This is a genomic window from Mycobacterium sp. URHB0044 (assembly GCF_000620625.1).
Lineage (GTDB): Bacteria > Actinomycetota > Actinomycetes > Mycobacteriales > Mycobacteriaceae > Mycobacterium.
In genome coordinates this window covers 1-11753 of sequence record NZ_JIAW01000032.1, presented here as the reverse complement: position 1 = coordinate 11753, position 11753 = coordinate 1, and the positions used below count along the sequence as shown (strand labels likewise).

Sequence of the window (11753 nt, the reverse complement as noted above, 5' to 3'; positions counted from 1 at the left end):
GGTGTGTTGCCTTCCCTAGATGAAGTGGAATTGGCGCTCACCGTTGACGGTGATCAAGCGCCCGAACCGGAGGTCGGGGAAATGGGCAGCGGCGAGCACGTCAGGCCGGTCAGTGAGTTCGTCGATCAGCCGGGCCCGCGCCTGTCGGGCCGCAGAGCGGTCGACGTCGAAGACGGCTTCCCACGTGGGATCGGTGAGTTCGACGGCCGAGTGCGCGACGTCGCCGAGCAGCAACGCGCGCTGCCCTTGGCTCGACACCACGAAGATCGTCGACCCTGGGGTGTGGCCGGGCACGTGTCTGGTGTCCAGTCCGGGCGCAATCGTGGTGTCGGCGCCGAACGTCTCCAACTGGTCGGCGAGCGGCGACAGTTTTCGTACCGCACCGGGATCCGCGTCCGATCCCTCGATGAAATGCGCCCAGTCCGCCTCGTGCACACGATAGGTCGCGCTGGGAAAGACGACCTGGCCCTTCTTGGTCGCCCAGCCGACGTGGTCGAAATGCAGGTGCGTGAACACCACGTCGGTGACGTCTTCTGGTTCGACGCCCAGCGCGCGCAGGCTTTCCAGGAACTGACCGCCGCGGTATTTATCGTTGTTGATCGTGCCCACGCCCGCGTCAATCAGGACGACCCGGTCGGCGGTGCGCAGCAGGAAGCCACCCACCGTCAGCTTCAGGTTGCCCCTCGAATCGAGCAGGTGCTCGTGGCAGGACCACGCGTCCGGTACACCCGGCCGGGTCAATGACTCGCGGGCCGGTTCCAGGCCGGTCCCGTCGTCGACCGGTTCGACGGCCAGCGCGCCGATCTTCACCGTGCCCCGGAGGGTGTGATCAGGGTGCGGATGCCCTGTCCGACAACCATATCGGCCAAAGCCCGTTCGACGTCACCGAGATGGCCCTGGCCGGTCACCATTGCCGCGAGGTCCAGGCGGCCGGCTCGCACGTGCTCGAAGTAGCGCGGCATGTCGTGGGCCGCGTCCAGCGAACCGGCGACGCAACCGGTCAACGTGCGCGCGAAATGGAACAACTCCAGCGCGCTGAAGACGACCTTGTCGTCCTTGCCGCCGATGCCCACGACGCAGACGCTGCCGCCCCGGCGTGCCATTCCCCACGCAGCCCGGATCGTCGTCGGCGAGCCGACGCAGTCGAAGGCATAGTCGGCGCCCTGACCTCCGGTCAGCCCACGCACGGCCTTGCGGGTGTCGTCATCGGCAGCCACGAAATGGTCGGCACCGAGTTTCAGGGCCAGATCGGCCTTGGCCGGGTTGCGATCGGTCGCGATGATCGTGGACGCGCCAGCGAGTTTCGCCCCCTGCACAGCCGCAAGACCAACACCACCGAGACCGACGACCAGTACCGATGAGCCCTGCGTTACGGCGGCCGTCTTGGTTACCGCACCGACTCCCGTCGTGACGGCGCAGCCCAACAGCGCCGCCTGCGCCGACGTTATGTCGTCAGGAACCTTCACCACGGCGGCCGCCGGCACCACCGTCTGTTCGGCAAAGGAACCGACCGACAAACCCGGATAGATCGGCTCCCCCGCGGCGCTGAGCGCGTACGGTTCGGCGCCGCGCGCGGAACCGGTCACACACAGGTGCGCCTCGCCGCGGACGCAGTGCATGCAGTCGCCGCACGGTGTAATCCACAGCGGGATCACCCGCTCCCCCACCGTTACCCCGGTGACCTCCGAACCGATTTCCAGTACCGTGCCACACGCTTCATGCCCGAGCACGGCAGGCAGCGGCTGCGCCAACACTCCGTGTGCTAGCGACAGATCCGAGTGACACACACCCGTGGCATCGATGCGCACTCTCACATCATTGGGCCCGACATCGCGTAACCCGATGCGCTCCACCACCATCGGCGCATCCGGCGACCGCATCACGAGCGCGTCGATCTCGACGCGATACCCCTCGCTCACCGTTGGACCGCCTTGATCTCGAGGACGTCGGCGATGCCGTAGTCGCCCATCTCGCGGCCCAAGCCGGACTGCTTGTAGCCGCCGAACGGAGCGCGAGGGTTGAACGGTGCACCGTTGATGTCGACCTGGCCGGTGCGGATACGTGCCGCCCAATCCAGCGCCCGATCGGTGTCATCGGTCCACAAAGCGCCCCCGAGCCCGTAAATCGAGTCGTTGGCCTGCTCGATGGCGTCGTCATCGGACTCGGCGACCAGAATCGACAGCACCGGGCCGAAGACCTCTTCCTGTGCCAGCCGGGAATCGGGGGCCACCTCGCTGTAAACCGTGGGCGTGACGTAGTAGCCGCGGTCAGGCAGTTCGTGCGGCCGGCTGACGATCTTCCCTGGGGTGATGAAGCTTTCGACCTCTTTGCGCTGTCCGGCGGAGATCAGCGGTCCCAGCCGTTCGCCGGGAACGTACCTGTCGGTGGCTGCCGCGGCGAGTTCTTCGGCCTGAGCGAGCCGATCGGCGGGCACGATCAGCCGCGACAACGCGGTGCATGTCTGACCACCATTGAGATAGCAGTTGGCCACAGTGACCTTGACCGCCTTGGCCAGCGTCTCGTCGGACACATCCGACAGCACGACACTGGCCGACTTGCCACCCAGCTCCAAAGTCACGCCCTTGACCGTTTCCGCGGCAGCCACGGCGACCTGCCGGCCCACCGCCGTGGAGCCGGTGAACGACACGTGGTCGACGAGGGTACTGCGCGTCAACTGGTCACCCACGTCGCGCCCGCCGCCGGTGACGAGGTTGATCACGCCCGCCGGAAACCCCGCGACCTCGAACGCGCGGGCCAGTTCGAACGCCGTCAGCGGGGTCAGCGCCGCCGGTTTGAGGACGACCGTGCAGCCGGCGGCCAGGGCGGGAACGACTTTGACGATGATCTGGTGAAGCGGAAGGTTCCACGGGGTGATCGCGGCAACCACACCGACCGGCTCCCGCAAGATGACCGAGTTGGCGAGCTCCGACCGGAACGTGAACTCCTCGACGGCCTCCGCGGTTCGCGCCAGGACCGACAACGGCGTGTCCACGTGCACCCTGCGCGCCACCGGTGGCGGGGATCCTTGCTCGCGATGGATCAAGGAAGCGAAGGTCTCGGCCCGCTCGGTGATCACGTCATGTAGACGGCGTAGTGCGGCCGCCCGCTCTGCAACCGGCGTGGCGGACCAGCCGTCGAACGCGTCGCGCGCAGCGACCAACGCACCGTCGACGTCTTCGCGCGAGGCCTGCGTGACGATTCCGATCGTCTCTTCGGTGGCGGGATTCTCCACTTCGCAGTCAGCGCCACGACCGGGCACCCATTCTCCGCCGATGTACAGTGCGGATTCACGAACCAGTTCAGTCATGACGATGTCGCCTCCTCGAAATCCCACCGGCGAAACGACGCCGGGAGGGTCAGATTGATGACTGTTGGCGGGGATACCGGAACGGCTCTTCGGGTCGCCTTGCGCGCCAAGACAATCCCCAGTATCGCGGCGAAAAGGCCGGCCAAGATGGGTATCATCCTCCTTGCGATCGTCCCGCCCATGCTCGACATCACGTCGAGCGGCTCGACGTCAGCCAAGGAGACGGGGTTCGGTCTTCCGGCCGCTTGCGTTGTCCCCGAGGCGACTTCGGCCTCCAGCCGTCGGACGAACTGACCGATCAACTTGTTGGTGACGTCTGCGACCACGCCGCGCCCGAACTGAGCGGCCCGGCCGGACAAGCTCAGATCGGTGCGGAGGTCGACCTGTGTTCCCTGGCCCTGCTCGGTGAGGACCGCCGTCACGGTGGCGGCGGCGGTGCCCTGGCCGCCGACGTCCTTACCCTCGGCGCGGATCACCGCCCGCATGGCCTGATCGTCCTTCTCGACGAAACGGGCGACGCCCTGGTACTGCGCCGTCACCGGACCGACCTTGATCTTCACCGCACCGCGGTAGGCATCGCCGTCCACGCCGAGTAGGACTGCGCCTGGCAGGCACGGGACGACCCGCTCCAGGTCGGTGAGCACCTTCCAGGTGTCTTCAACCGGCAGGTTCACGGTGAAGCTGTTGGTCAAATCCATGAGAGTCACCTTACTAACGAGCGTTAGTTAGCACGCTACCGGTCGGCGGCGGCGCACGTCAACTGCCTCCTAGCGGGAGTGCGTCAGCTGTGTCCGGCGATGCGCAGGGCGAACTCGCTGTACTTCTCCGCCACCTGCTGTGCGGATAGCGGTGCATCGTCGCGGAACCAACGGGCGATGCTCACGCACATCTCGAGGATCGCGAACGCCGCGATGGCCGACGCTTGCTCACTGAAGTGCCCGCGCTCGACACCGTCGTCGATCAAGCCCTGGATCGCCCGCGCATGGCGACGGCGCAACTCCAGCACGTGCGAACGAGCCGGTTCCTCCAGGCTGGCGATGTCCCGGTTGACAATCAGCGCCTCGCGACGGTGGGTGGCGTGCCGCAACGCATACACCCGTGCCGCGCGCCGCAGTCGCTCCACGACATCATCCACACCGTCGACGGCCTTCTCGTAGTCTGCCCAGACCTCCTCGGTCGTCTGGATGACGATGTCGCGCAGCAGGTCTTGCTTGGAACGCATGTGGTTGTAGAGACTCGGCGTGCGGATGCCAAGCTGGCTCGCCATCTGGCTGACCGCGGTGCCGTGATATCCCCGGTCGGCAAACAACGTCAGCGCCACGTCACGCACGGCGGCACTATTGACCGTCGACTTCGACTCATCCCCCGGCGCATCGGTCGTCATCGACTCATTGTCTCAGCCGCCAGCGAGACGAAGGCCCATCGGGTCAGTGGCTTCTGCAGTCGCTCGTCCACCATCGCAGCGTTCCGATGCCGATAACGCCGCCAGCCTGGCGAGGGCGGAGTCCGATTACCTGCACACCGGCGTGGCGTCCGTGCGCTTCGTCCTCCGCGTCACGGTCAGAGAGCGACGTTGACCGCCTTGGTCTGCGTGTACAGATCCAGCGCGGTGGCACCGAGTTCGCGTCCCCAACCCGATTGCTTGTAGCCGCCGAACGGCAGCGCGGTGTCGAAGCCGTTGTACTGATTGACCCAGACCGAGCCGGCATGAAGTCTCTTGGCCACTCGGTGTGCCTTTGAAATGTCACGGGTCCAGACGCCGGAGGCCAGCCCGAACTGCGAGTCGTTGGCGGCAGCGATCGCTTCGTCTTCCGAACCGAACGGAAGAGCAACTACCACGGGGCCGAAGATTTCTTCACGAACCACGGAGAACGACGGCTTGACATCGACGAAAACCGTTGGTTCGACGAAGAATCCGCTGTCACCGTGGCGGCGACCGCCAGTCAGTGCCCGAGCACCGTCGCGCAGGCCGGCCTGAAGGTAGGCGGTGACGCGGTCGAACTGCTCCTGGGAGGCCAACGGTCCCAGCTGTGTATCTGGGTCGAGGCCGGAACCGATCTTCACCTGTGCGGCGGCATCCGCGACGGCTGCGGTGAAGTCATCGAAGATGGTTTCCTCGACGAACAATCGAGTGCCCGCGACACACGACTGACCATGGTTGAACAACCAGGCGTTGAGCGATCCCGCGACGGCCAGGTCGAAATCTGCATCGGCGAACACGATGTTCGGACTCTTACCGCCCAGTTCCAGCGAGACCTTCTTGAGGTTTCCCTTCGCAGCATCGACGATGAGCTTGCCGACCTCGGTCGAGCCGGTGAAGGCCACCTTGTCCACCCCCGGATGTGCAGCCAGCGCGGCGCCTGCGTCGCCGTGGCCCGTCACGATGTTGACGACGCCGGGCGGGAATCCCGCCTCCTCGAAGAGCTCGCCAAGCAACAGCGCTGTCAACGGAGTCTCCTCCGCGGGTTTGAGCACCACGGTGTTACCGGCCGCCAGGGCGGGCGCGATCTTGAACGTCGCCATCAGCAACGGGAAGTTCCAGGGCACGATCTGTCCACACACTCCGACCGGCTCGCGCAGCGTGTAGGCGTGAAAATCCCCCTCTGCGAACGGCATCGACACGTTGACCGTCGACCCTTCGATCTTCGTTGCCCAGCCGGCGTAGTAGCGGAACACGTCAGCCGACCAGGCGGTATCCACGACTTCCGCAACTAGCGCCGATTTGCCGTTGTCGAGCGATTCGAGCTGACCAAACATCGTCGCTCGTTCCGACAGGAGGTCGCCGATCCGCCAGATCAACCGCTCGCGCTGATTCGCCTTCATCCTCGACCATGGCCCTTCGAATGCCGAGCGCGCAGCCTGCACCGCCGCATCCACGTCGGCGACGTCGGCATGCGCTACATCGGTCAACTTCTCCCCCGTCGCGGGATCGAAGGTGGGAAATGTGCGCCCGGATCGGGCCTGCACCCATTCTCCGTTGATCAACAGTTTCTTGCTGGTAGCGAGAAACTGCTGTACCTCCGGCCGTAAACGAGCGTCTTTGACTGCCGTGGTCATCGTTGTGTCTCCTGGAGTTTGCCGGGTCGTCGGTGTCGGGCTGGAATCGGAATCAGCTTTGGTGCCTGGACCCCAAGACGTCGTGAAATAGCGCATCCCGCAGGGCGGCTTGCCGCGGATCGAAGAAGTGGAAACCCATCTTGTTCATCACGTAGGAGAATCCGACGCCGGTGTCGGGATCAGCGAATCCGCCCGAGCCGCCCAGTCCAGCTGTTCCGAAAGCAGTGTCCGAAGAACCGAATACGAAGTGCCGGTCCGGTTTGCTGAAGCCCAGTGCGAATTTCATGTCCAGATTGACCACCTTGTCGCGGAGCCCGTTGGTCGGCGGTATCGCAGGTGCCTTCAGCGCGTTGAGGGTATCTGGGGTAAGGCCGAGCTCAGAACCACCGGTCGCCGCGCTGCCATACAGTTTGGCGATCGACCGGGCAGTACCAATGCCGTTGCCCGCGGGCATTTCAATCGCCCGCAGATACTCGCCATTGAAGTCCTCCGACGGGGCATGGACCCCTTCGATGACGGTGAGAGCGTCCGCAGTCATACCGAACGGATTGAGCGACGCGGCAATGAGACCCGGGGGCAGCGCATAGAGGTGCAGCATCGACTGCAGCTTGGAGGGTATGTGTAACTTTGCCACGCGGTCGCGGTCCACCGAGGCGGGCAGACCGATGTAGTAGTCCAAATCCAGTGGCTTGGCGACCTCGTCGGCGAAGAACTGGCCGAATGACCGCCCTTCGGGGTCTGTTCGACGGATCAACTCCCCGGTGTACCACCCCAGTGTGATGGCATGGTAACCCTGCCTGGTTCCGGGACTCCACACCGGGCGCTGCGCCTCGAGCTTCGCCGTCATGCGTGTGGGGTTGGCCAAGTCATGGCGCGTCAGAGTGGGCTTCAAGAAGGGCAGTCCGGCTTGATGTGACAGGAGTTGCCGCACCGTAATGCCTTCTTTGCCAGCCTGTGCGAACTCCGGCCAGTAGTCGGCGACTTTGGCGTCATACGACAGCAAGCCGCGAGAGACAGCCACCGCGACAGCAAGCGACGCAACGCCTTTCGTGGTCGAAAACACCAGGGCGATGGTGTCCTCCTCCCAGGGCGCTTGAGTACTGCCGTCGCGATAACCGCCCCACAGATCGACGACCTTGCATCCGTCGCGGTAGACGGCGACCGCCGCGCCGATCTCCTTGCCGGCGTCGAAGTTGCGGCGGAAGACGTCGGCTACCTTCCCATAACCCTCGTCGACGTCTCCACTGATCAGATCTGGCGAGACGTTTACCTTGGGAATCACGTTGCCTCCATTATCAATTGGATGAGTGTTCTGATGGCGCGGCGCGATCAGTAGGCGTACATGCCCGTGCTGCCCGCAGGCCCCCAGGCGGGGACCGCCATCTCCGCGTCATCACTGATCGCTTCGATGACCGTGGGCTGCCCAGAAGCCAGCGCCGAACGCACCGCGTCGCCGACGTCGGCCGGATTCTCCACGCGAATGCCCTGACATCCGAATGCCTCCGCCACCGCGGTGAAGTCGGCCGAGCGCATCCGCCAGAGATGGTCGAAGGCAGGATTGCCCTGCCACAAAACCTGCTCTTGGTTGAGCGACGCGTTGTTGTTGACCACGACCACCACGGGCAGCTCGTAGCGCACCGCGGTTTCCAGCTCGGAAAGGTGGTAGTAGAAGCCGCCGTCGCCGGTGAAGCAGACCACCGGGCGGTCGGGCATCGCGCACTTCGCGCCGAGTGACGCGGGAAAGCCCCACCCAAGGGATCCGTGCGAGCGCAGGAACGACTGATTCGCCGACCGCGACCGCAGGTTCTGCGACAGCCATGATGCGGCGTGGCCGGTGTCGGTCACCAGGATGCCGTCGTCGGGAAGCGCGTCGGCCAGTTCACGCGCGAGACGCTGCGGTGTCATCGGCGTCTTCTGAGACGTCTCGGCCGGGGCGACCTGCGCCAGCCACTCGTCCCTCATGCCTGCGACGCGGTCCAACCAGACCGACCGCGATGCACGGCCGCCGTCGAACTCCAATAGCTGACGCAGGACGGTGCGGGCGTCACCGAGCACACCCACCGAGTGCGGAAAGTTGCGAGACAGGTTGAGTGGGTCGATGTCGATGTGGACCACGCGGGCGTCGACGGCCGGTACCGAGAAGTTGTGTGTAACAAGGCCACCCGTCTGGCTCCCGACATACACGACGAGGTCGGCCTCATAGACGGCGCGATTGGCCGCAGTCGTCGAATACTCCCCGACCACCCCCAGCGCCAGCGGATCGTTCTCGGCCACAATGCCCTTGGCGTTCATGCCCGTGACGATCGGAGCGCTCCAGCGCCGCGCCAGCGCCAACAGTTCTTCTCCCGCGCCCGACGTGCGGGCGCCACCGCCGGCGACGATCACCGGTCGATCGGCCAACGCGAGCGCCTCCACGGCTGCCCGAACATCCTCGGGCGGCGCCGGCGGTCGGACCGCCGGATAACGTCCGAAGCGCCCATCCGGCGGCGGAGCCGTTACCTCTCCCGCTGTGCCGATCTCGCCTAACATCCCGCTGAGTTCGAGGTGTACCGGCGCCGGCGCGCTCGTGGTGGCAGCACGAAAGGCGCTGCCGAGCATGTCGGGTAGCCGGTCCGGCGACCAGACGGTCCCGTTGAACTTGGTGATCGCCTCGAAGATCGGCATGTCATCGATTTCCTGATACTGGCCCCGATACTGGTTTTCGATGCGCTTGCCACCCGTTAGCGCAACGATCGGAATCCGCGCCATAAACGCATCACGCAGGCCCGCAGCAAGATTCGTGCCACCGATGGCCTGGGCGCCGCACACGCCAACTCGACCGCTGGCTCGCGCATAGCCGTCGGCCATGTATGCCGCAGCCTTCTCGCCGTGCGTCATGACCGGGGTTACACCGATATCCACCATCTCGCGCATTGCGGCAGGGACGATGACCGGTACGTGGAAGAAATGCGTCACACCATAGGTTCGGAGCGCCTCGGCGAGATAGCGGCTCGTCGACATCGACGACCATTGCGGCCGTGGGGATTGCGTCGTACCCGTCAGCAGGGCGGTGTTCATTCGTCGTCATTCCTTCGTTGTCGAAACGTGCAAAACAGGCGGGCCGACTGCCACGAATCCGTCGCAGGGGCGTCAGATCAAGATCTGGTACTCAGCGGCGCTAGCGGACGTGCGAATTCTTGAACACCACGTCCGCGTGAGATGAGTCGAAAGGATCGCACGCCCAGTTCGGCCAGCACGGCAACCGTTTCGTCGTCCGAGGTGGATGATCCGGCGTGGATGACGACACCCTGGCCCTCAGCGGCGATTCCACTCATCGCATCGTGCAGGTCTCGATCGCGGGCGGCGGACGGGTGCTCGGTGTGGACGTACACCGGAACGTCGTACTTGCCTTCCACTTCTCCCGAGACCACGCAGCTGTATTCGGCCCCGGTATGGACGCTCTCGTAACCGATGACTCGCATCATCCCGTGCTCGGTGGGAATCGGCGTAACCGCTGCACGCCGGACTTGCGGCTCGTTCCGGCGCCGGAAGGTGATCAGATCGGCGATCGAGACAAGTGGGAGTCCATGCTCGGCCGCAAATTGATCGAGTTCGTCGCCACCGGCCAACTCGACTGCTCGCTCCTCCGAAACGAGTTCGCTGAAGGCGCCTGCGGCGGGGAGTCCCGCCAGGCGCGCGAGATCCACGGTGGCCTCGGCCGTCCATGGCCTGCGCAACACGCCGCCGGCGTCCACCTGCACCGGCACGACGTGACCCGGCCGGCAGAAGTGCGCGGCGGCCAGCTCTGGCGAGGCGAGAGCCGCGATGGTACGTGCGCGGTCCGCGGCGGAGATCCCGGTTCCCGCACCCAGCAGATCGACGGTGACGCGGTATGCGCCCGGCTCCGAGCCGTCACCGCCGCGCTGCATCGGCGGTAGATCGAGGCGATCGCATGCCTCGCCGGTGAGCGCGGTGCGGATGAAGCCCGAAGTGTGCCGGACCGCGAACGCGACGAGCCGCGGCGTCGCATGGCTCGCGGCGAACGTCACACTGCCGTGGGCGCGAGCGTGGTCGACCACCACCACAGCGCGCCCGGCCGCCATCGCAGCGATCGCGCGCCGGACTCTGTCAGCCGCGCCGTCGGCTTGCGGTGACTGAAGCGCCACGCTGGGACGTTCCTTCGTGATCACGACGGTTCGCCTCGCACGAGAGATCCACCGACGGAGACGTCGGGGTCGATGGACCCGACGGTTGAGAAGGCGCGGTCGTGATAGACCAACGGCGACCGCCGATCGACTTCAGCGTGTTCGGCAATTCCGAGCACCACCAAGTGGTCGCCGCCCTCGAGGAGCTCCGCCGTCCGGCAGACCAGCCAGAGGGCACAACCGGGCAGTCTGGGCAGTCCCGCATCGAGCCGCCACTCCGTGGACGCGAATTTGTCGAGGCCCTTCTTACTGAAGGTGGTCGCCAACGCCGTTTGGTCACTTGCCAGCACGTTGACACCGAAGTGCTGTGCGCCCCGCAGCTTGGCCAACAGATCCGACTGCCGGTCGAGAGCGATTGAGATCATCGGCGGCTCAAGCGATATGGACGTGAACGCCCCCACGGTGGTGCCGTGCGGCCCCTCCTGGGAGAGCACCGTGACGACGACGACTGGCGTCGCGACCTGGGACATGGCGAGACGAAACGCCTCGGGTCCGACCATCACTGCTCCTTGCATCGCGTACCGCTTATCTGTCGACAGAGTAGACGGTGCTCGGCCAGTTTCCAAGAAGTTTCGTCCAGCACTCTGCTTGACATGCCTTAAAACTGTCGACAGAATCGGGTTCGTGAATGCTTCGAGCGGAGAGGGGGTGATGGCGATGGTGGAGCAACCGTCCGGCTCTGTGACGGCGCCGGAGGCGGGTCGGGAAGCCGTCGGGCTCGATGCGGTGCACGACCTGTTGCGGGATCGGATCCTGCGCGGGGACTTGGCGCCGGGCTCGGTGGTCTCACAAGCCAACCTGGCCCGCGACCTGGGGGTGTCGCGCTCCCCGATCCGCGAGGCGTGTCGGATGTTGGAGCGCGAAGGACTGGTCGTCTCGCGCCACAATCACCGCATCCAGGTGGCCGACTTCTCTTCCAGCGACCTCGAACAGCTCTACGCCACCCGACTGGTCTTGGAACCGCTGGCGCTGACCGTGCGGGTGCCGTTGCTGACCGCGGCCGAACTCGACGAGATGACCAGTGTGCTCGACGAGATGCGCCGCGCCGCCGACGCGCGGGACTACGACCGCTTCACCGTCCCGCACGAACGGTTCCACGAGTTCTTCCGCCCCGACGCCGACGGCGGCCGCCTGGAGTTACTGATCCGCCAACTGTCCGATCACGCCCGCCGCTACCGACGCGTCTACACCACCCAAACCCCCAG

Annotated in this window: 11 protein-coding genes; 1 reads left to right on the top strand and 10 read right to left on the bottom strand. The window is 65.4% G+C overall.

Going from position 1 to position 11753, the window contains the following annotated elements:
- Window positions 1–15: 15 nt before the first annotated feature.
- The 10 genes from N536_RS0135010 to N536_RS40380 all read right to left on the bottom strand — a co-directional run bounded on the left by N536_RS0135010 (window position 16) and on the right by N536_RS40380 (window position 11048).
- Window positions 16–810, bottom strand: coding sequence for an MBL fold metallo-hydrolase (locus tag N536_RS0135010; protein WP_029117871.1), 795 nt, complete (start codon window positions 808–810; stop codon window positions 16–18).
- Window positions 807–1919, bottom strand: coding sequence for a zinc-binding dehydrogenase (locus N536_RS0135005; RefSeq protein WP_197040308.1), 1113 nt, complete (start codon window positions 1917–1919; stop codon window positions 807–809). Before N536_RS0135005 ends, N536_RS0135010 begins: the two co-directional genes overlap by 4 nt.
- Entirely contained in the window at window positions 1916–3307 is a 1392-nt protein-coding gene (locus tag N536_RS0135000; protein WP_036438746.1) for an aldehyde dehydrogenase family protein, read from the bottom strand. The genes N536_RS0135005 and N536_RS0135000 overlap by 4 nt, the downstream gene beginning before the upstream one ends.
- Window positions 3304–4005, bottom strand: coding sequence for an SRPBCC family protein (locus N536_RS40390; RefSeq protein WP_064751617.1), 702 nt, complete (start codon window positions 4003–4005; stop codon window positions 3304–3306). The genes N536_RS0135000 and N536_RS40390 overlap by 4 nt, the downstream gene beginning before the upstream one ends.
- 83 nt (window positions 4006–4088) lie before the next feature.
- Entirely contained in the window at window positions 4089–4691 is a 603-nt protein-coding gene (locus N536_RS0134990) for a TetR/AcrR family transcriptional regulator (RefSeq protein WP_029117868.1), read from the bottom strand.
- Window positions 4692–4867: 176 nt separating this feature from the next.
- Window positions 4868–6364: an aldehyde dehydrogenase family protein gene (locus tag N536_RS0134985; protein ID WP_029117867.1), complete on the bottom strand. Its 1497-nt coding sequence runs from the start codon at window positions 6362–6364 to the stop codon at window positions 4868–4870.
- Between the two features lie 52 nt (window positions 6365–6416).
- A complete protein-coding gene (locus tag N536_RS0134980) occupies window positions 6417–7646 on the bottom strand; it encodes an EstA family serine hydrolase (protein ID WP_029117866.1) in 1230 nt (409 codons plus the stop codon).
- Window positions 7647–7693: 47 nt separating this feature from the next.
- Window positions 7694–9421, bottom strand: a complete 1728-nt coding sequence (locus N536_RS0134975) for a thiamine pyrophosphate-binding protein (RefSeq protein ID WP_051574998.1) — start codon at window positions 9419–9421, stop codon at window positions 7694–7696.
- A 77-nt stretch (window positions 9422–9498) separates the two neighbouring features.
- On the bottom strand, window positions 9499–10533 hold the full coding sequence (locus N536_RS40385; protein ID WP_051574997.1) for a 3,4-dihydroxy-2-butanone-4-phosphate synthase: 1035 nt from the start codon (window positions 10531–10533) through the stop codon (window positions 9499–9501).
- Complete coding sequence (locus tag N536_RS40380; RefSeq protein WP_081809513.1) at window positions 10530–11048, bottom strand: flavin reductase family protein; 519 nt, start codon at window positions 11046–11048, stop codon at window positions 10530–10532. Before N536_RS40380 ends, N536_RS40385 begins: the two co-directional genes overlap by 4 nt.
- Window positions 11049–11172: 124 nt before the next feature.
- On the opposite strand from N536_RS40380, the gene N536_RS40375 reads away from it, so the two are divergent.
- Window positions 11173–11753, top strand: a 581-nt coding sequence (locus tag N536_RS40375; RefSeq protein WP_197040307.1) for a GntR family transcriptional regulator, incomplete at its 3' end; no start/stop codon positions are given.

What these genes read in the sequence shown, in the direction of transcription:
- N536_RS0135000 (WP_036438746.1), bottom strand. Translation starts at nt 3,307, where the DNA reads ATGACTGAACTGGTTCGTGAATCCGCACTGTACATCGGCGGAGAATGG.
- N536_RS40390 (WP_064751617.1), bottom strand. Translation starts at nt 4,005, where the DNA reads ATGGATTTGACCAACAGCTTCACCGTGAACCTGCCGGTTGAAGACACC.
- N536_RS0134990 (WP_029117868.1), bottom strand. Translation starts at nt 4,691, where the DNA reads ATGACGACCGATGCGCCGGGGGATGAGTCGAAGTCGACGGTCAATAGT.
- N536_RS0134985 (WP_029117867.1), bottom strand. Translation starts at nt 6,364, where the DNA reads ATGACCACGGCAGTCAAAGACGCTCGTTTACGGCCGGAGGTACAGCAG.
- N536_RS0134975 (WP_051574998.1), bottom strand. Translation starts at nt 9,421, where the DNA reads ATGAACACCGCCCTGCTGACGGGTACGACGCAATCCCCACGGCCGCAA.
- N536_RS40380 (WP_081809513.1), bottom strand. Translation starts at nt 11,048, where the DNA reads ATGGTCGGACCCGAGGCGTTTCGTCTCGCCATGTCCCAGGTCGCGACG.